Annotated in this window: 16 protein-coding genes; 15 read left to right on the forward strand and 1 reads right to left on the reverse strand. The window is 71.5% G+C overall.

Annotated elements, in window-relative coordinates:
* Positions 1 to 65: 65 nt before the first annotated feature.
* The 8 genes from folC to ACO0M4_RS25080 all read left to right on the forward strand — a co-directional run bounded on the left by folC (position 66) and on the right by ACO0M4_RS25080 (position 9,132).
* Positions 66 to 1,592, forward strand: a complete 1,527-nt coding sequence (gene folC, locus ACO0M4_RS25045) for a bifunctional tetrahydrofolate synthase/dihydrofolate synthase (RefSeq protein ID WP_430373159.1) — start codon at positions 66 to 68, stop codon at positions 1,590 to 1,592.
* Between the two features lie 2 nt (positions 1,593 to 1,594).
* Positions 1,595 to 1,945 (forward strand): DUF4233 domain-containing protein, encoded by a 351-nt coding sequence (locus ACO0M4_RS25050; protein WP_430373160.1) that lies wholly within the window; start codon positions 1,595 to 1,597, stop codon positions 1,943 to 1,945.
* 234 nt (positions 1,946 to 2,179) lie between these two features.
* The gene (gene ndk, locus ACO0M4_RS25055) at positions 2,180 to 2,593 is read left to right on the forward strand and encodes a nucleoside-diphosphate kinase (RefSeq protein ID WP_100603173.1); all 414 of its coding nucleotides are present in this window, start codon (positions 2,180 to 2,182) and stop codon (positions 2,591 to 2,593) included.
* 296 nt (positions 2,594 to 2,889) lie between these two features.
* Complete coding sequence (locus ACO0M4_RS25060) at positions 2,890 to 3,909, forward strand: rod shape-determining protein (RefSeq protein ID WP_003985182.1); 1,020 nt, start codon at positions 2,890 to 2,892, stop codon at positions 3,907 to 3,909.
* Between the two features lie 239 nt (positions 3,910 to 4,148).
* Entirely contained in the window at positions 4,149 to 5,078 is a 930-nt protein-coding gene (gene mreC / locus ACO0M4_RS25065) for a rod shape-determining protein MreC (protein WP_430373161.1), read from the forward strand.
* A 3-nt stretch (positions 5,079 to 5,081) separates the two neighbouring features.
* Positions 5,082 to 5,783: a rod shape-determining protein MreD gene (mreD, locus tag ACO0M4_RS25070; RefSeq protein WP_430373162.1), complete on the forward strand. Its 702-nt coding sequence runs from the start codon at positions 5,082 to 5,084 to the stop codon at positions 5,781 to 5,783.
* Positions 5,780 to 7,918 (forward strand): penicillin-binding protein 2, encoded by a 2,139-nt coding sequence (mrdA, locus tag ACO0M4_RS25075; protein ID WP_430373163.1) that lies wholly within the window; start codon positions 5,780 to 5,782, stop codon positions 7,916 to 7,918. The genes mreD and mrdA overlap by 4 nt, the downstream gene beginning before the upstream one ends.
* Positions 7,918 to 9,132 carry an FtsW/RodA/SpoVE family cell cycle protein gene (locus ACO0M4_RS25080; protein WP_430373164.1) on the forward strand — a complete coding sequence of 405 codons (1,215 nt, stop codon included), beginning with the start codon at positions 7,918 to 7,920 and terminating at the stop codon, positions 9,130 to 9,132. Before mrdA ends, ACO0M4_RS25080 begins: the two co-directional genes overlap by 1 nt.
* A 21-nt stretch (positions 9,133 to 9,153) precedes the next feature.
* Here ACO0M4_RS25080 and ACO0M4_RS25085 read toward each other — a convergent pair whose 3' ends face one another.
* On the reverse strand, positions 9,154 to 9,597 hold the full coding sequence (locus ACO0M4_RS25085; RefSeq protein WP_430373165.1) for an ATP-binding protein: 444 nt from the start codon (positions 9,595 to 9,597) through the stop codon (positions 9,154 to 9,156).
* Between the two features lie 156 nt (positions 9,598 to 9,753).
* Here ACO0M4_RS25085 and ACO0M4_RS25090 point away from each other — a divergent pair, with 156 nt between their 5' ends.
* From ACO0M4_RS25090 to rpmA, 7 genes are all read left to right on the forward strand, one after another.
* On the forward strand, positions 9,754 to 11,328 hold the full coding sequence (locus tag ACO0M4_RS25090; protein ID WP_430373166.1) for a CHAD domain-containing protein: 1,575 nt from the start codon (positions 9,754 to 9,756) through the stop codon (positions 11,326 to 11,328).
* Between the two features lie 89 nt (positions 11,329 to 11,417).
* Positions 11,418 to 13,340 carry a TIGR03960 family B12-binding radical SAM protein gene (locus tag ACO0M4_RS25095; RefSeq protein WP_430373167.1) on the forward strand — a complete coding sequence of 641 codons (1,923 nt, stop codon included), beginning with the start codon at positions 11,418 to 11,420 and terminating at the stop codon, positions 13,338 to 13,340.
* A gap of 205 nt (positions 13,341 to 13,545) precedes the next feature.
* Positions 13,546 to 13,968 (forward strand): GNAT family N-acetyltransferase, encoded by a 423-nt coding sequence (locus ACO0M4_RS25100; protein WP_430373168.1) that lies wholly within the window; start codon positions 13,546 to 13,548, stop codon positions 13,966 to 13,968.
* Between the two features lie 258 nt (positions 13,969 to 14,226).
* Positions 14,227 to 15,030 (forward strand): TIGR03936 family radical SAM-associated protein, encoded by an 804-nt coding sequence (locus tag ACO0M4_RS25105; RefSeq protein ID WP_430373169.1) that lies wholly within the window; start codon positions 14,227 to 14,229, stop codon positions 15,028 to 15,030.
* 214 nt (positions 15,031 to 15,244) lie between these two features.
* Complete coding sequence (locus ACO0M4_RS25110; RefSeq protein WP_430373170.1) at positions 15,245 to 19,048, forward strand: Rne/Rng family ribonuclease; 3,804 nt, start codon at positions 15,245 to 15,247, stop codon at positions 19,046 to 19,048.
* 246 nt (positions 19,049 to 19,294) lie between these two features.
* A complete protein-coding gene (gene rplU / locus ACO0M4_RS25115; RefSeq protein ID WP_430373171.1) occupies positions 19,295 to 19,615 on the forward strand; it encodes a 50S ribosomal protein L21 in 321 nt (106 codons plus the stop codon).
* Positions 19,616 to 19,629: 14 nt separating this feature from the next.
* Positions 19,630 to 19,887 (forward strand): 50S ribosomal protein L27, encoded by a 258-nt coding sequence (rpmA, locus tag ACO0M4_RS25120; RefSeq protein WP_351476153.1) that lies wholly within the window; start codon positions 19,630 to 19,632, stop codon positions 19,885 to 19,887.
* Positions 19,888 to 19,935 lie beyond the last annotated feature (48 nt).

Raw genomic sequence — 19,935 nt, forward strand, 5'->3', positions numbered from 1 at the left:
CGGGGGAGTGGCGGCGCGGGGGCGGCGACGGCCCGTTGTCGGTGGCGCCTCGTAGACTTGTCGTCGTGAGCGAGCGCCCCCAGAACGACGATCCCGACCCGACTCCCGACCCGACCGACGCCTTCGAGGAGATGGTCGAGGCCGAGACGCAACGTGACCCCGACCTCGCGGTGATCGAGGCCGGTAGCCGGACCTTGCGCGCGCAGGCCGGACCGCCGCAGGGGGACCAGGTCCCGGCCCGGCCCGCCGACCCGGAGGTCGACCGCGCGCTGCGCGCCGTGGAGGAGGAGCTGGGCGGCCGCTGGGGCGAGACCAAACTCGACCCGTCGATCGAGCGCATCGCCGCACTCCTGGACATCCTGGGCTCGCCGCAGCGCGCCTACCCGTCCATCCACATCACGGGGACGAACGGCAAGACCAGCACGGCCCGCATGATCGAGGCCCTGCTCGCCGGCTTCGAGCTGCGCACCGGCCGCTACACCAGCCCGCACGTCCAGTCCGTCACCGAGCGGATCAGCCTGGACGGCAGCCCCATCTCCGCCGAGCGCTTCATCGAGACCTACCGCGACATCGCGCCGTACGTGGAGATGGTCGACGGGCAGCAGGAATACCGCCTGTCGTTCTTCGAGGTGCTCACGGCGATGGCGTACGCCGCGTTCGCCGACGCCCCGGTGGACGTCGCGGTCGTCGAGGTCGGCATGGGCGGCACCTGGGACGCGACCAACGTCATCGACGGCGACGTCGCCGTGATCACCCCGATCTCGCTGGACCACACCGACCGGCTGGGCGAGACGCCCGAGCAGATCGCCCTGGAGAAGTCCGGGATCATCAAGAAGGACGCCACCGTCGTCCTGGCCCAGCAGCCGGTGGACGCGGCCTCGGTGATGCTCAAGCGCGCCGTCGAGGTGGACGCCACGGTTGCCCGCGAGGGCATGGAGTTCGGCGTGCTCTCTCGTGAGGTGGCGGTCGGCGGCCAGATGCTGACCCTGCGCGGGCTGGGCGGCGAGTACCCGGAGGTCTTCCTCCCGCTGCACGGCGCCCACCAGGCGCACAACGCCGCGGTCGCGCTCGCCGCCGTCGAGGCGTTCTTCGGCGTCGGCGCGGGCCATGCCCGCACCCTGGACATCGACACCATCCGCTCCGGGTTCGCTTCGGTCAGCTCGCCCGGCCGGCTGGAGGTGGTCCGGCGCAGCCCCACGGTGGTGCTGGACGCCGCGCACAACCCGGGCGGCGCGCGGGCGGCGGCCGAGGCGGTCACCGAGGCGTTCGATTTCAGCCGACTGATCGGGGTCGTCGGCGCCAGCGAGGACAAGGACGTCCGGGGCGTCCTGGAGGCGTTCGAGCCGATCTTCGCCGAGGTCGTGGTGACGCGTAATTCCAGCCAGCGTGCGATGGATCCGGACGAGCTGGCCGCGATCGCCGTGGAGATCTTCGGCGCCGAGCGGGTCCAGGTCGAGCCGCGGCTGGACGACGCCCTGGAGGCGGCGATCACCCTCGCCGAGGAAGAGGGCGAGTTCGCCGGCGCCGGTGTCCTGGTGACCGGCTCGGTGATCACGGTCGGCGAGGCCCGGCTGCTCCTGGGAAGGAACTGACCATGCGCACGCTGTGTGCCAGCACCTTGATAGGCGAGTTCTTCGTGATCGGCTTCGCCGGCCTGGTCGCGATGCAGCTGACCGACATCTCCCGGGCCACCATCTGGATCGTTAGCGGTATCGGGATGCTGCTGAGCCTGCTGCTGTGCGGGATGCTGTCCCGGCCCGGCGGGGTCCAGCTGGGCTGGGCGCTGCAGATCGCGCTGATCGCCAGCGGCCTGGTCGTCCCCTCGATGTTCTTCCTCGGCGCGGTCTTCGGCGCCCTGTGGTGGGCGTCGGTCCACTTCGGCCGCAAGATCGACGAGGCGAAGGCCCGCTTCGCGGCCGAGGCCGAGCCGGCGGCGGCCGGCTGACACCACGGCCCTGTTTCTTCCCCACCCACCACGGGCGGGACGGGTCAGCGGGGTGGGGTGTGCCGGACGGTCGAGCGCAGCAGTCCGGCCCCCCGCCGCGGCCGGGCAGCTCCGCGCAGCGGCTCTCCACCCGCCGCAGGCGGTGCGTACGGCGGTTGCACCCGGCAACGTCCGCCCCGTGTCCAGGCGATAGCCTGGCGCCGCTGACCGTCGTCATATACAGGGAGTCCCTCCGTGAGCCAGCGCACCCTCGTCCTCCTCAAGCCCGACGCCGTCAAGCGCGGTCTGATCGGCGAGATCGTCCGCCGTATCGAGCGCAAGGCCAACTGGACGATCACCGCGCTGGAGCTGCGCACCCTCGACCGCGAGGTGCTGGAGCAGCACTACGCCGAGCACGTCGGCAAGCCCTTCTACGAGCCGCTGGTGGAGTTCATGTCCTCCGGGCCGGTCGTCTCGCTGGTCGTCGAGGGCGAGCGGGTCATCGAGGGCGTCCGCGCGCTGGCTGGTCCGACTGACCCGATTGCCGCGCCGAGTGGGTCCATTCGTGGGGACTTCGGAACGATCACCCGAGAAAATCTCATCCACGCCTCGGATTCCGAAGAGTCCGCCGAGCGCGAGATCAAGATTTTCTTCCCCGGCATTTCCTGATCAGAAGTCAGCAGCCAACCCCCTTGTGACCAGGGGCGACCGGTGAAATCATCGGTCGCCCCTCGGTGTATTCGCCGCGAGCGGGGGAACGCGTTCCCGCGACACGACGTCACCATTAAGGGGGGCGGGTGCGTGTACGGCTGACAATGGCGGAACGGCCTCCCGCCGTGTTCGTGTGGGAACACTACGAACTACGATGGAGGCTTCCGCGCGTCACAGCGCATCACCTCCTGCCGACCTCAAAGTAAGCATTCGCTCCAGTTGGGAAGGCCAGACGTATCCTCATGGGGAACAACATGTCGTTCATCGGCCGTGACATGGCTGTCGACCTCGGGACCGCCAACACGCTGGTGTACGTCAGGGGTCGCGGCATCGTCCTCAACGAGCCGTCGGTCGTGGCCATCAACACCAACACCGGTGGCATCCTCGCCGTTGGCGCCGAGGCGAAGAAGATGATCGGCCGGACGCCCGGCAACATCGTCGCCGTGCGGCCCCTGAAGGACGGGGTGATCGCCGACTTCGAGATCACCGAGCGGATGCTCCGCTACTTCATCCTCAAGATCCACAAGCGGCGTTATCTGGCCCGCCCGCGGGTGGTGGTCTGCGTTCCCTCCGGTATCACGGGAGTTGAGCGCCGCGCGGTCATCGAGGCGTCGACCCAGGCCGGCGCCCGCCAGGTGCACATCATCGAGGAGCCGATGGCCGCCGCGATCGGCTCCGGTCTGCCGGTCCACGAGGCCACCGGCAACATGGTCGTGGACATCGGCGGCGGTACCACCGAGGTCGCGGTCATCTCGCTCGGCGGCATCGTCACCGCCCAGTCCATCCGGGTCGCCGGCGACGAGCTGGACAACGCGATCATCCAGCACATCAAGAAGGAGTACAGCCTCCTGCTGGGCGAGCGCACCGCCGAGTCCATCAAGATCACCATCGGTTCGGCGTACGACCTCGAACAGGACGAGCACACCGAGATCCGCGGCCGCGACCTGGTCTCCGGTCTGCCCAAGACCGTCGTCATCTCGGCCGCCGAGGTCCGCAAGGCCATCGAGGAGCCGGTCAACTCCATCGTCGACGCGGTCAAGACGACCCTCGACAAGTGCCCGCCGGAGCTGTCCGGTGACGTCATGGACCGTGGCATCGTTCTCACCGGTGGCGGCGCTCTGCTCCGCGGCCTGGACGAGCGGCTGCGCCGCGAGACCGGTATGCCCATCCACATCGCCGAGGACCCGCTCGACTCCGTCGCGCTCGGTTCCGGCAAGTGCGTCGAGGAGTTCGAGGCGCTCCAGCAGGTCCTGGACTCCCAGCCGCGCCGCTGACCCACCCGGTCCCGACCCGTCGCGCGGGCGTCACACGGCGTTCGCGCGGGTCGGGCACCCTGGACAACCAGCCGATCCGTCCGGCGGATCGCTGACCCATACCGCAACGCCCCCACAGACACGGCGCCTTGACGCTTCACCACCGCGCCGTCACAGCAAGGCACAATGCTCAACCCCCGAACGAGACCGGCGGGGCCCGCAGCCGGCCGGTCCTACGAGGAAGGACACGGCCGCCGCACGTGAGGGACACACGAGAGAGCCGGCTGCTGCTGGTGCTGCTGGTCGCGATCGCGTTCGCGCTGATCACGGTCGATATCCGCGGCGGTGAACAGTCCCCGCTCGACGGTGCCCGGCAAGCCGCCGCCTCCGCCTTCGGCCCGGTGGAGCGCGGCGTGGCCCGCGTCGTCAACCCGGTCGGCAACGCCGTCAGCGCCGTACGGGATTCCGACCAGCGCCACAGCCGCATCCGCCAGTTGGAACACGAGAACGCCGCCCTGAAGCTCAAGCTCGGCACCCCCGACCGCAACCGCAACCGCGCCGCCGAGCTCGACAAGATCCTCAAGACCGCGGCCACCGGCCAGTACGCGATCAAGGGCGCCGAGGTCATCGCCATCGGGTCCGCGCAGGGCTTCTCCTGGACCGTCACCATCGACGCCGGCAGCCGCGACGGCATCGCCCGCGACATGACCGTCCTCAACGGCGACGGGCTGGTCGGCCGGATCACCACCGTCACCCCGCACACCTCCACCGTGCTGCTCGCCGCCGACCCGGAGTTCACCGTCGGCACCCGCATGGAGAAGACCAACGAGATCGGCTTCGCCAACGGCCAGGGCGTCCGCTCGCTCCGCGTCCAGCTGCTCAACGGCCGGGCCGACGTCAAGAAGGGCGACCGGCTGGTCACCTTCGGCTCCAGCAAGGACAAGCCGTTCGTGCCCGGCGTACCGGTCGGCTCGGTCGTCAAGGTCGAGCCGCTCAACGGCGATCTGACCCGTACCCTCCAGGTCCGGCCGTTCGTTTCCTTCTCCTCGCTCGACGTCGTCGGCGTCGTCGTCCAGCCGCCGCGCAAGGACCCGCGGGACACCGTCCTGCCGCCCCCGGTCAAGCCCAGGCCGACGCCGACGGTCACCGTCACGGCCACCCCCTCCGCGAGCGCTTCACCCAGGAGCTGACCGATGCGCATCAACCGGATCCTGCTCGCCATCCCGCTGGTGGTGGTCGCCCTGATCATCCAGGTCGGCATCCTCGCCAGACTCCAACTGCCGGGCGCCGTACCGGATCTGCTGATGCTGGTCGTAGTCGGCCTGGCGCTCGTCTACGGCCACGTCGGCGGCTCGCTCATCGGTTTCGGCGCGGGACTGCTCGCCGACCTCGCCCCGCCCGCCGACCACGCCATCGGCCGCTACGCCCTGGTCCTGTGCGTCATCGGCTACGTCGCGGGCCTGACCAAGCCGGACAACGGCCAGCACCGCTCGGCGACCGTGCCGCTGGTGGTCGTCATCGGCGCCGCCATCGGCTCGACGCTGCTGTACGCCGGGGTCGGCTCGCTGGTCGGCGACACCGCGGCCCGGCACGTCGGCCTGGTCGGTCTGCTGCTCAGCGCCACCCTCTACGACCTGCTGCTCGCCCCCTTCACCGTCCCGCTGGTGATGGCGCTGGCGCGCAGAACCGAACACGATCCGCTGGCCACCGACGCCGCCGGCAGCAGTCGCTCCGGTGGAGCCGGCGGGGGCTGGCTCACCACCGGCACCGGCCTCAAGGCCAGCCGCAACGCGATGAAGGCGATCCGCACCGGCCGGGTGCCCAAACCGGCCCGGGGCGGACGCACCAAGGGGGTCAAGGGCCTCAAGGGCATCAAGGGGGTCAAGCGCCTGTGAGCAACATTCCGGAGACGGGGAAGACCTCCCGGGTCACCATCCGGCTGATCGCCATCCAGATCCTGGTCTTCTCGCTGCTGGCGACGCTCGGCGGTCGGCTCTGGTACCTCCAGATCCGCAACGGCCAGGAGTACGCCGCCAAGGCCAGGTCCAACCACGTCCAGCAGGTCATCGACCCGGCCACCCGCGGCTCCATCCTCGACGCCCGCGGGGTGCCGCTGGCCGACAACCAGACCCGGCTGGTGGTCTCCGCCAGCCGCACCGACCTGCTGAAGATGAAGGACGGCGGCAAGGCCGTGCTCGCCCGGCTGGCCAAGGTGCTCGGCCTGTCGGCGCAGGAGATCCGCAACAAGGTCCGGCTCTGCGACGCCAAGACCCCGCAGCCCTGCTGGAACGGCTCGCCCTACCAGCCGATCCCGATCACCGACAAGGCAACCACCCAGCAGGCCCTGCAAATCCGCGAGCGCTCCGAGGACTTCCCCGGCATCAGCGCCCAGCCCACCGCCGTCCGCCGCTACCCGGCCCTCGGCAAGGCCAACACCGCCCAGGTCCTCGGCTACCTCTCGCCGGTCACCGACGAGGAGATCAAGAAGGCCAAGGACGGCCCCTCGCCACTGCTGCGCTCCGACCAGGTGGGCCGGTCCGGGCTGGAGCGGCGGTACGACAACTACCTGCGCGGCAAGGCCGCCGTCACCCGCTACGAGGTCGACAACCTCGGCCGGGTCATCGGCCAGGCCAACAGCGACAAGGGCCAGGCCGGTGCGACCCTGGTCACCAGCATCGACGCCCGCGTCCAGGCCATAGCGGAGAAGCAGCTCGACCAGGCCATGAAGGACGCCCGCGCCCAGATGGACCGGAACACCGGCACCAACTACAAGGCGGATTCGGGCGCCGTGGTCGTCATGGAGGCGAAGACCGGCCGGGTGGTCGCGATGGCCTCCAACCCCACCTACGACCCCAACGCCTGGGTCGGCGGGATCTCCGGCAAGGACTACGCCAAGCTCACCGGCAAGGACTCCAACTACCCGCTGCTCAACCGCGCGATCCAGGGCCAGGCCGCCCCCGGCTCGATCTTCAAGGTCATCTCAACCTCCGCCGCGGTCAACGCCGGCTACCCCTTCGACGGCCACTACCCGTGCACCAGCTCGTACAGCATCGGCGGCCAGGTCTTCCGGAACTTCGAGGGCGAATCGCAGGGGGACATCAGCCTGGGCCGCGCGCTGGAGGTCTCCTGCGACACCGTCTTCTACCGGATCGGGCACGACGAGTGGAAGCGGGACGGCGGGGACAAGCCGGTCAAGACCCCCAACGACTGGTTCTACAAGACCGCCCACCAGTTCGGTCTCGGCAAGGAGACCGGCATCGACCTGCCCAACGAGGTGACCGGCCGGGTCCCCGACCGCCAGTGGAAGAACGCCTTCTGGAAGGCGAACAAGGACAGCTGGTGCGCGCACCCCAAGGACGCCAATGACTACGTGTCCAAGCTCGCCCGGGAGAACTGCCTCGAAGGCATGAAGCTGCACGCCTACGACTCCATCAACTACGCCATCGGCCAGGGCGACACCCTCGTCACCCCGATCCAGATGGCGACCATCTACGCGGCCCTCTCCAACGGCGGCACCCTCTACAACCCCACCGTCGGCAAGGCCGTCGTCAGCCCCGACGGCAAGTCGGTGCAGATGATCAAGCCCACGTCGCACGGCCATCTGCCGGACACCCCGCAGACCATCAAGCAGATCGATGCCGCGCTCCAGGGCGTGACCGAGCGGGGCACCGCCGCCTGGCGCTTCCAGGGCTGGCCGCAGGACAAGATCCCGATGCACGCCAAGACCGGTACCGCCGAGGTCTACGGCAAGCAGACCACCTCGTGGTTCGCGACGTACACCAAGGACTACACGGTCGTGATGACCATCTCCCAGGGTGGCACCGGCTCCGGCGCCTCCGGCCCGGCCGTCCGCAACATCTACAACGCGCTCTACGGCGTCAACGACAAGGGCGAGATCGACGAGAAGGCTGCGCTGCTCCCGAAGCCGGAGGCCACACTGCCCAAGATTGAGAGTGACGGCACCATCATCGCCCCGTCCATCAAGCCGCCGGCCGACCCGTCGCCGTCCCCCTCGGGGAGCCCTCAGTAGTGACCACACCGCCCTTTTCCCGGACCTTCTCCGTCCGCCGCTACGGCCCCGACCTCAGCGTCTGGGGCCGGCTGACGGCCCGCGACTCCGTGGTGCGCAAGCTGGACTGGATACTGCTGCTGTCCTGCCTGGTGCTCTCCCTGATGGGCGCGGTGCTGGTCTTCTCCGCCACCCGCAACCGCACCGAACTCAACAAGGGCGACGAGTTCTTCTTCTTCGTCCACCACCTGCTGAACACCGCCATCGGCATGGCCCTGGCGGCCGGCACCATCTGGCTCGGCCACCGCACCCTGCGCGGCGCCGTCCCGATCCTCTTCGGCCTCTCGGTGGTGCTGGCGATGCTGGTGCTGACGCCGTTGGGCGCCACCATCAACGGCTCGCGCTCCTGGCTGGCGATCCCCGGCGGCTTCTCGCTCCAGCCCGCCGAATTCACCAAGATCACCATCACCCTGGGCATGGCGATGATCCTGGCGGCCCGGGTCGATGCCGGCGACCGCCCGCACCCCGACCACCGCACCGTCTTCCAGGCCCTGGGCCTGGCCGCCATCCCGGTGGCCGTGATCCTGCTGATGCCCGACCTCGGCTCGGTGATGGTGCTCGGCGCCATCATCCTCGGCGTGCTGCTGTCCAGCGGCTGCTCCAACCGCTGGATCCTGGGCCTGCTGGGCACCGGCGTCGTCGGCTGCGTCGCCATCTGGCAGCTCGGGCTGCTGGACGCCTACCAGATCGCCCGGTTCGCCGCGTTCGCCAACCCGAGCCTGGACCCGGCCGGCGTCGGCTACAACACCAACCAGGCCCGGATCGCCATCGGCGGCGGCGGACTGACCGGCTCCGGCCTCTTCCACGGCAGCCAGACCACCGGCCAGTTCGTCCCCGAACAGCAGACCGACTTCATCTTCACCGTCGCCGGCGAGGAGCTGGGCTTCCTCGGCGCGGGCCTGATCATCTTCCTGCTCGGCGTGGTGCTGTGGCGGGCCTGCCGGATCGCCCGCGAGACCGGCGAGCTCTACGGCACGATCGTGGCGTCCGGCATCATCGCGTGGTTCGCCTTCCAGGCCTTCGAGAACATCGGGATGACCCTGGGCATCATGCCCGTCACCGGTCTGCCGCTGCCGTTCGTCTCCTACGGCGGCACCTCGATGTTCGCGGTGTGGATCGGCATCGGGCTGTTGCAGTCGATCCGCGTCCAGCGCCCGGTCTCCGCCTCCCGCTGACCCCGCCGCCCCGAGCCGGCGTCAGCGCCCGGTGTGCAGCTCGAACCACAGGGACGTGGTGTGCGGCGGCCCCTCGAACGGGGTCGTCCCCCAGTCGTCGGCGAGCCGGCTGATCAGCAGCAGCCCGTGCGCGGGGTCCCGGTCGCCGGCCCGGGCGGGCGCGGGGACGATCTGCGCGCCCTCGTCGTGCACGCTGATCCGCAGGCCGTGCGCCGCGGTCACCACCCGCAGCAGGATGTCCGCGGAACCGGGCGTGCGCAGATGGGCCCGGGTGACCGCCTCCGAGGTGAGCAGGACGGCGGTGTCGCGCAGGGTGGCGAGCGGACCGCGCCGCAGCACCGCCCGGACGAAGTCCCGGGCGGTCTTCGGGGAGGTGGGTCGGCTCGGCGCCGTGAGCACGTACGGGCGGGCGCCCGCCGCGACGCGGAGCGGGCTCCGGGCGAGGGCTGCGGTATCGGGGTGCACGGTTTCTCCCGGTGTCGATCGAGCGCCGATTACCACGCTGCGTGGACGGCTTGTCACACACCGTAAGACACCGTGAGTCGGCGGTGCCACCCATCTCGGGCAGGGGCCCGCGCCGGACGTCTGGTCGGGCGCGTTACGGCTGACTAGATTCGATGCATGGCGGACACCGTGCGGGAAATCGAGCGGAAATACGAGACGGACGCGGCCGTCGGCACTGATCTGCCCGACCTGACCCGCGTCGACCGGGTCGCGACCGTAGGGGAACGCGGCACCGAGACCCTGGACGCCCTGTACTACGACACCGCCGACCAGCGCCTCGCCGCGGACGGCATCACCCTGCGGCGGCGCACCGGCGGCCCCGACGCGGGCTGGCACCTCAAACTCCCGGCCGCGCTCCCCGGCATCACCGGCTCGGTCCGCGACGAGATCCGCGCCCCGCTCGCCGACGCCCCACCGCCCGACCTCACCGCACTGGCCCGCTCCCGCACCCGGGGCGCCGCACTGGTCCCCCTCGTACGGCTACGGACCCGCCGCACGGTCCACGAGCTCCGGGACGCCGCCGGCGCGCTGCTCGCCGAGGTCGCGGTGGACGACGTGGTGGCGCAGCGGCGGCATCCAAAAGGGGCGGCGGGTCGGGCCCACTGGCACGAGATCGAGGTCGAGCTGGCTCCTGGGAGTGGCGCCGGCCAGGAACTGCTGGACGAGGTCGAAGAGGTGCTGGCCGGGGCCGGGGTGCGGCCCTCCGCGGCGCCGTCCAAACTGGCCCGCGCCCTGGCGGAGACCGCACCGGAGGGCGCCGCGCAGCCCGTCGGCGAGGACGCCGGCCGCACCCGCGGGCGCCGTGGCCGCACCGCCGGGGAGATCGTGCTCCGCTACGTCCGGGCACAGGTCCGGGCGATCGTCGAACTGGATCCGGCGGCCCGGCGCGACCTGCCCGACGCGGTCCACCAGATGCGGGTCGCCACCCGCCGGCTGCGCAGCGCCTTCCGCTCGTACGGCAAGGTCCTCGACCGGGCCGCGACCGACCCGCTCGGCGCCGAACTCAAGTGGCTGGCCGCGGAGTTGGGGGTCGGCCGGGACCAGGAGGTGCTCGCCGACCGGCTCACCGCCGCACTGGCGGAGGTGCCCCGGACACTGCGCCTGGGGCCGGTGTCGGCCCGGCTGCGCACCTGGTCGGTCCGGCACCGCGCCGGGGCCCGCGAGCGCCTCCTCGACGCCCTTGACGGCCCGCGCTACCTCACCCTCCTGGACAACCTGCACGCCCTGCTCGGCGCCCCGCCGCTGCGCGGCCCCGCCGCCCGCCCCGCGCCCCGGGTCGTCGCCGGCGTCGTCCGTAAGGACTACCGGCGCCTGGCCCGCCGCATCGAGGTCGCCCTCGACACCCCCGCCGGCCCGGCCCGCGACGAGGCCCTGCACAGCGCCCGCAAGGCCGCCAAGCGCACCCGGTACGCGGCGGAGGCGGCCAGCCCGGCGCTCGGCCGCCCCGCCCGGACGTTCACCCGGCGCACCAAACAGGTCCAGCAGTTGCTCGGCGACCACCAGGACAGCGTGGTGGCCCGCGCCGCCCTCCGCGAGCTGGCCGCCCAGGCCCGCCGGGCCGGTGAGAGCGGTTTCACCTTCGGCCTGCTCTACGGCCGCGAGGAGGCCCGGGCGGCCCACCGCGAACGGGAACTGCCGGCCCTGTGGGCCAAGGTCTCCCGCCGCAAGCACCGCGACGCACTGCGGGTGTGACCGCCGGCCCGCACCGGCGCCCGTCGGTTGGGGGGCGCCAACCGGGTTACGCTTGTGAGTCGCCCCCTGTCAGCCCATGAAGGTTCGAGATGTCCGAGTCGGTTTTCCCGCAGCTCGAAGCCCTGCTGCCACACGTGCAGAAGCCGATCCAGTACGTCGGCGGAGAGCTGAACTCCACGGTCAAGCCGTGGGAGTCGTGTGACGTCCGCTGGGCGCTCATGTATCCCGACGCCTACGAGGTCGGGCTGCCCAATCAGGGCGTCATGATCCTCTACGAGGTGCTCAACGAGCAGGAGGGCGTCCTCGCCGAGCGCACCTACAGCGTCTGGCCCGACCTCGAAGCGCTGATGCGTGAGCACGCCGTGCCGCAGTTCACGGTGGACAGCCACCGCCCGGTCGGGGACTTCGACGTGTTCGGCCTGAGCTTCTCCACCGAGCTCGGCTACACCAACATGCTCACCGCCCTGGACCTGGCCGGCATCCCACTGGAGGCCAAGGACCGCACCGAGGACCACCCGGTGGTCCTGGCCGGCGGGCACGCCGCCTTCAACCCCGAGCCGATCGCCGACTTCCTCGACTGCGCGGTCATCGGCGACGGCGAGCAGGCGGTCCTGGACATCACCAGGATCGTCCGCGAGTGGAAGGCCGAGGGACGCCCCGGCGGCCGCGACGAGCTCCTCTTCCGGCTGGCCCGGACCGGCAACGTCTACGTCCCCAAGTTCTACGACGTCGAGTACCTCGCCGACGGCCGCATCGCGCGCGTCGTGCCGAACCGCTCCGGCGTCCCGTGGCGGGTCTCCAAGCACACCGTCATGGACCTCGACGAGTGGCCCTACCCCAAGCAGCCCCTCGTCCCCCTGGCCGAGACCGTCCACGAGCGGATGTCGGTCGAGATCTTCCGTGGCTGCACCCGCGGCTGCCGTTTCTGCCAGGCCGGCATGATCACGCGTCCCGTACGGGAGCGAAGCATCACCGGCATCGGCGACATGGTGGACAAGGGCCTGAAGGCCACGGGATTCGAGGAGGTCGGCCTGTTGTCGCTGTCCTCCGCGGACCACACCGAGATCGGCGAGGTCGCCAAGGGCCTCGCCGACCGGTACGAGGAAGACAAGATCGGCCTGTCGCTGCCGTCGACCCGCGTCGACGCCTTCAACATCGATCTTGCCAACGAGCTGACCCGCAACGGGCGCCGCTCCGGCCTGACCTTCGCCCCCGAGGGCGGCAGCGAGCGGATCCGCAAGGTCATCAACAAGATGGTCTCCGAAGAGGACCTGATCCGGACCGTCGCCACCGCCTACGGCAACGGCTGGCGCCAGGTGAAGCTCTACTTCATGTGCGGTCTGCCGACCGAGACCGACGACGACGTGCTGCAGATCGCGGACATGGCCATCAAGGTCATCGCCAAGGGCCGCGAGGTCGCGAAGTCCAACGACATCCGCTGCACGGTCTCCATCGGCGGTTTCGTCCCCAAGCCGCACACCCCCTTCCAGTGGGCCCCGCAGCTCTCCTCCGAGGAGACCGACGCCCGCCTGGCCAAGCTCCGCGACAAGATCCGCGGGGACAAGAAGTACGGCCGCTCCATCGGCTTCCGCTACCACGACGGCAAGCCGGGCATCGTCGAGGGCCTGCTCTCCCGCGGTGACCGCCGGATCGGCGCGGTCATCCGCGCGGTCTACGAGAGCGGCGGCCGCTTCGACGGCTGGCGCGAGCACTTCTCCTACGACCGCTGGATGGAGTGCGCCGAGAAGACGCTGCCCGACTTCGGCGTGGACGTCGACTGGTACACCACCCGTGAGCGCACCTACGAGGAGGTCCTGCCCTGGGACCACCTCGACTCCGGTCTCGACAAGGACTGGCTCTGGGAGGACTGGCAGGACGCCCTCGACGAGACCGAGGTCGAGGACTGCCGCTGGACCCCGTGCTTCGACTGCGGCGTCTGCCCGCAGATGGGCACCGAGATCCAGATCGGCCCCACGGGCAAGAAGCTGCTTCCGCTGACCGTCGTCAAGTAGCGCTCCGCGTACGCCACCGGCCCGGCCCCCTTGCATGGGGGACCGGGCCGGCGGCGTACGCGGAGCGTGGTGCGCCCGTGCAAAATGGCGCTCATGTCCCCGCAGTTGAGCGCCCCGACGGTCCGCGTCCACGCCTCCTTCCTCGCCGCCATGGCGGAGTTCCGCGCGGAGGGCGTACACCGCTCCCCGCACTCCGGCCTCGGCCGTGAACTGCGGACCTGGCACACCCGCTGGCCCTCCGCCGAGGGCTTCGCCGCGTACGTCCAGGAGGTCGGCGGGGTCTCGTCGGACCAGCGGGTCGACGGCCCGGTACCGATGTCCACGTTCTGGTGGTACGGACGACGATGCGTACCTGGGCCGGATCACCGTCCGGCACCAGCTCACCCCGTCCCTGCACGAATTCGGCGGCCACATCGGCTATGCGGTGCGTCCCACCGCCCGTCGCCAGGGGCACGCCACCGCGATGCTGCGCGCCGTGCTGCCCCACGCCCACCGGCGGCTGGGCATCGATCCGGTGCTGGTGACCTGCGACGACACCAATGCCGGCTCGCGCCGCGTGATCGAGGCGTGCGGCGGGGTTTTCGAGGACCGCCGGGCGGAGAAACTTCGGTATTGGATCTCCGCGTGAGCGCGGTGTCCGGGCCGACGGTGGCCCCCTCGTCCGCATGGATTTCGCCGGGCGGACGGGGCCGCGGAAGGCAGCCGGGACGCCCCGGCGGGAACCAGGCGGGGGCGCGGCACGTACTCTAGGTAAAGACGTCCGGGCACGAGGTGTCCTCGCCCACGCGGGGACGAGCCGGACGGGGCGGCATCCGCCGCGCCCTGAAACCAAGGAGAAGTAACACTGGGCAAGCGACAGCCCGAAGGCCCGCCGCCCGCACCGGCGGTGCAGCGCATCCGACTGCGCTACACCAAGCGCGGCCGCCTCCGGTTCACCAGCCACCGCGACTTCCAGCGCGCTTTCGAGCGGGCGCTGCGCCGCGCCGAGGTCCCCATGGCCTATTCGGCGGGCTTCACCCCGCACCCCAAGGTGTCGTACGCCAACGCGGCGCCGACCGGCACCGGCAGCGAGGCCGAGTACCTGGAGATCCAGCTCACCGAGCACCGCGACCCGGAGGCCGTCCGCACCCTGCTCGACGCGTCACTGCCGGACGGCCTCGACGTGACCGATGCCGTGGAGGCGCACACCAGCGGCCTCGCCGACCGGCTCCAGGCGTCGGTGTGGGAGCTCCGCCTCGACGGGGTCGCCGCCGAGGAGGCCGGGCGCGCCGTTGAGGCGTTCCTCGCCGCCGAGGAGGTGCTGGTCGAGCGCCGCACCAAGAACGGCATGCGGAGCTTCGACGCCCGGGGCGCGGTGGCGCAGCTGGAAGTCACCTCGATCAACAGCGATAGGCCCGACAGCAATGCCTGTGCGATACTGCGGCTGGTTGTTCGGCATCTGACACCTGCCGTTCGACCCGACGACGTCCTGTCCGGCCTCCGGGTTACGGCCGACCTGGCGCCGCCGGTCCCCGCAGCGGTGACCAGGCTGGCGCAGGGGCTGCTCGATGAGGAGACCGGCACGGTGACCGACCCGCTGGCGCCCGACCGCGACGCTGCCACGGCCGTTCCACCCACGGCTGCCGGACTGCGTACCGCGACGGTGCAGAGCGGGGCCTCCCCGGCCACTTCCGGGGACGGCACTGCGTAGGACGCGTCGTCGCGTCGCCGATCAACCAGGGGCCACCCCGGTCCGGCGGACGCACTGACCAGAAGACTTTCGCCGGACCGGTCCACGGGCCCGGCGAGCGAGACGACAGCTCCCGTGCGGCGCCCGCGCCCCGGACTGCGGAACCGCGCCCAGCGCGCGGACCGCGGCCGGAATCAGGCGCGGCGCCCGGGAGCGTGACGGGAGAACCGCCCGCATGCTCGAAGCTATTGAGCCCACCGAATCCACGCGGTCCGCGGACCGTGAGGGTGACACCAACAACTCGCCCAGTGACACGCTGCCGCCGCGCCGCCGGCGCCGGGTGGCATCCCGGCCGGCCGGCCCGCCCGTCGGTGCCGCCGCCCAGACTGCGGTCGTGAGCAACGACCCCCCGGCCACCGGCAACGACCCCGCCGGAGCGAAGGACACCGCCCCCGCTGCCGCGCCGCAGCCCGCCGCCGACGAAGAGCGGCCGGCCCGCCCGCGCCGCCGGGCGACCCGCAAGGCCACCGCCCCGGCCGGTGCCCCGAACGCCGCGGAATCCGCCGAGACGCCGGCCGCTGCCGCTGAGGCGCCGGCCGCTGCCGCTGAGGAGGAGTCGCGTCCGGCGCGTACGCGTCGTCGGGCGACCCGTAAGGCGACTGCCCAGGCCGGTGCCCCGCAGCCTGCCGTCGAGGAGACCGCCGTCGAGGAGACCGCCGCCGAGGCGCCGACCGCCCCCGTTGCGGAGGCGCCGGCCGCTGCCGCTGAGGAGGAGTCGCGTCCGGCGCGTACGCGTCGTCGGGCGACCCGTAAGGTGACGGCTCCGGCCGCCGCCCCGGAGCCGGTCGTCGAGGAGCCCGCCGCCGAGGAAGCCGAAGAGGAAGAGGCCGCGGAAGCCGCCGAGGCGCCGGCCGCTGCCGTTGCGGAGGCCCCGGTCGCCGCTGCGGAGGAGGAGTCGCGTCCGGCGCGTACGCGTCGTCGGGCGACCCGTAAGGCGACCGCCCCGGCCGGTGCCCCGCAGGCCGGCACCGAGGAGGCCACCCCCGCCGCCGAGCAGCCGCCGGCCGCCGAGGAGACCGCCGAGGTCGAGGCCCCGCGGCGCCGGGGGCGCCGTCGTACCGAGCGGGCCGCGGAGTCCGCACCCGCCGCCGAGGCGCCCGCAGCCCGTGCCGCGGAGGAGCCGTCGGCCGAGGCGCCGGCGCGCGGCCGCCGCCGGGGGCAGCGGCCGCCGACGGCCGTCTTCCAGGCGCCGGTCTTCGCCGAGCCGATGTTCCAGACCCCCGAGAGCGCCGCCGCCGCGCACGCCGCTGCCCGTCAGGAGACGGAGCCGGTCGCGGAGACGGTGGAAGAGGCGCCCGCAGCCTCGCGCCGCCGGCGTCGCCGCCGCGGTGAGCCGGCCGAGGTCGAGGCCGTGGCGCCCGCGCCGGTCGAGGAGCCGTCCGGTGCGAGTGCCGGCTCCACCGGAGCGGCCTACGCCGCTGCCGAGGAGTCCGCCGAGGTCGAGGAGGCCGAGGAGGAGCACGCCGAGGCCGGGACCGGCGAGGAGGGCGAGCGTCCCTCGCGCCGTCGCCGTCGGGGCGGCCGTCGCCGTCGCCGCGGTGAGGTGGCCGAGGGCGCCGAGGAAGCTGCCGAGGCCGAGGAGGCCGACGAGGAGCTGGAGGCCGCCGAGGGCGGTGAGCCGGGCGCCGAGGAGCACCCGGAGTCCAGCGCCAGCGCCAGCAGCCGTCGCCGCCGGCGTCGTCGCCGCCGGAGCGGGGAGACCGCCGAGGCCGAGGCCGCACACGCCGACGACCCGGAGCGTACGGTCGTCAAGGTCCGCGAGCCCCGCAAGAAGGACGAGGGCACCGGCGCCGACGAGGTCCAGTCGATCAAGGGGTCGACGCGCCTGGAGGCCAAGAAGCAGCGCCGCCGCGAGGGGCGCGAGCAGGGCCGTCGCCGGGTGCCGATCATCACCGAGGCGGAGTTCCTGGCGCGCCGGGAGGCCGTCGAGCGCGTGATGGTGGTCCGCCAGAGTGGCGAGCGCACCCAGATCGGCGTCCTTGAGGACGACGTGCTCGTGGAGCACTTCGTCAACAAGGAGCAGGCCACCTCGTACGTCGGCAACGTCTACCTCGGCAAGGTGCAGAACGTCCTGCCGTCGATGGAGGCCGCCTTCGTCGACATCGGCAAGGGCCGCAACGCCGTGTTGTACGCGGGCGAGGTCAACTTCGAGGCGCTGGGCATGGCCAACGGGCCGCGCCGCATCGAGACCGCGCTGAAGTCCGGCCAGTCCGTCCTGGTCCAGGTCACCAAGGACCCGATCGGTCACAAGGGCGCCCGGCTGACCAGCCAGGTCTCGCTGCCCGGCCGCTACCTGGTCTACGTGCCCGAGGGCTCGATGACCGGTATCAGCCGCAAGCTCCCGGACACCGAGCGGGCCCGGCTGAAGCAGATCCTCAAGAGGATCGTCCCCGAGGACGCGGGCGTCATCGTCCGCACCGCCGCGGAGGGTGCGAGCGAGGACGAGCTGCGCCGCGACGTGGAGCGGCTCCAGGCGCAGTGGGAAGAGATCCAGAAGAAGGCGAAGGCGATCTCCACCAGCTCGCCGAGCCTGCTCTACGGCGAGCCGGACATGACCGTCCGGGTCGTCCGGGACATCTTCAACGAGGACTTCTCCAAGGTCATCGTCAGCGGTGACGACGCCTGGGAGACCATCCACGGGTACGTCTCGCACGTCGCGCCGGACCTCGTGGACCGACTGCAGAAGTGGACCTCCGAGGTCGACGTCTTCGCGACGTACCGGATCGACGAGCAGCTGATGAAGGCGCTGGACCGCAAGGTCTGGCTGCCCAGCGGCGGGTCGTTGGTGATCGACAAGACCGAGGCCATGGTCGTGGTCGACGTCAACACCGGGAAGTTCACCGGGCAGGGCGGCAACCTCGAAGAGACCGTCACCCGGAACAACCTGGAGGCGGCCGAGGAGATCGTGCGCCAGCTGCGGCTGCGCGACCTGGGCGGCATCGTCGTCATCGACTTCATCGACATGGTCCTGGAGTCCAACCGGGACCTGGTCCTGCGGCGCCTGCTGGAGTGCCTGGGCCGGGACCGCACCAAGCACCAGGTGGCCGAGGTCACCTCGCTCGGCCTGGTCCAGATGACCCGTAAGCGGGTCGGCCAGGGCCTGCTGGAGTCCTTCTCCGAGCAGTGCGTGCACTGCAACGGCCGTGGCGTGATCGTCCACATGGACCAGCCGGCACCGGTCGGCGGCAAGCGCAAGAAGAAGGGCAAGGCCGGGGCGAACGGTGCCCAGCCGGAGCTGCCCGCCGAGGGTGCGGCGGCAGTCGCACCGGAGCCGGTGGCCGAGGAGGCCGCGCCGGAACTGGAGCCGGTCGCGGTGACCGAGGCCCAGCTGCAGCCGTCGGTGGACGGCGCCGACGAGTGGTACGGCAGCCCCGCGGAGGCCGAGGCCGCCGCCGGGCGGGCCCGGGGCCGTCGTCGGGTGAGCCGGAAGGTGTCGGCGCCGGCGGGCGCGCCCAAGGCCGCTGAGGAGGCCGCCGCGATCGTGCTGCCGGCCGCCGAGCCGACCGCCCCGGTCGTGGAGCCGGAGCCCGCTCCGGAGCCCGTCGCCGAGGCGGCCGAGGCCGCTCCGGTCGCCGAGCCGGCACCGTCCCGTCCGCGTCGTCGAGCCGTCCGTCGGGTGTCCGCTCCGGCGGGTGCACCGGAGGTCGCCAGTGAGGCCGCGGGGACGATCGTGATCAGCGCGCCGGCGACCGAGCCGGTGGCCGAGGCCCCCGAGCAGCCCGCCGAGGGTGCGGAGGTCGCCGAGCCGGCGCCCGCGGCGAAGAAGACCGCGAAGAAGGCGGCGGCGAAGAAGACCACCGCCAAGAAGACCACCGCCAAGAAGACGGCGGCGAAGAAGACCACGGTCAAGAAGACGGCGGCGAAGAAGACCACCGCCAAGAAGGCCGCGGTCAAGAAGACCACCGCGAAGAAGACCACGACGAAGAAGGCAGCGGCGAAGAAGACCGCGGCCGCGTCGGCGTCGTCCGCGGAGGACTGAGCAGTGCCCGGCCCCGGACCGTCGCGAGGCGGTCCGGGGCCGGTTTGACCCCCTGGTCCAGGCCCCGTAACCTGGACCGTCGGTGTCTGCGTGACACCACCACCTTCTGAGCAAACACCTCTCGGCCACGCCGAGGGAGGCCGCTCGTCCCACTCGTGGTCCACGGGTCGGATTCCACGGGACGTCCCTGAGCCCGTGAGAGCAGCTGGCATCAGAGGATCCGTTTCTAACGAGAGAGAGTTCCGCGTGTACGCGATCGTGCGCACCGGCGGACGCCAGCAGAAGGTTGCTGTTGGCGACGTCATCGAGGTTGACCGCATTTCCACCAGCAAGGTCGGCGACACCGTCGAGCTCTCCACGCTGCTGGTCGTCGACGGTGAAGCAGTCACCAGCGACCCGTGGGTCCTCGCCGGCGTGAAGGTCCAGGCCGAGGTCGTGGACCACCACAAGGGCGACAAGATCCGGATCCAGAAGTACAAGAACAAGACCGGTTACAAGAAGCGGATCGGCCACCGCCAGCTCCACACGGCGCTGAAGATCACCGGCATCGACGCTCCGGCGAAGTAAGGGACTGAGGAGACATGGCACATAAGAAGGGCGCATCGTCCACTCGGAACGGTCGCGATTCCAATGCTCAGCGGCTCGGCGTGAAGCGCTTCGGCGGTCAGGCCGTCCTCGCCGGTGAGATTCTGGTCCGCCAGCGTGGCACTCACTTCCACCCGGGCAAGGGCGTCGGTCGCGGTGGCGACGACACCCTGTTCGCCCTGCAGCCCGGTGCGGTGCAGTTCGGCACCTTCCGCGGCCGCAAGGTCGTGAACATCGTCCCGGTCGCCGAGTAATTTCGGCCCGGACGACACACGTCGACAGCACGCCAGGGGCGGACCGCC

This window comes from Streptomyces sp. RGM 3693, from assembly GCF_050471125.1.
Taxonomy (GTDB): Bacteria; Actinomycetota; Actinomycetes; order Streptomycetales; family Streptomycetaceae; genus Streptomyces.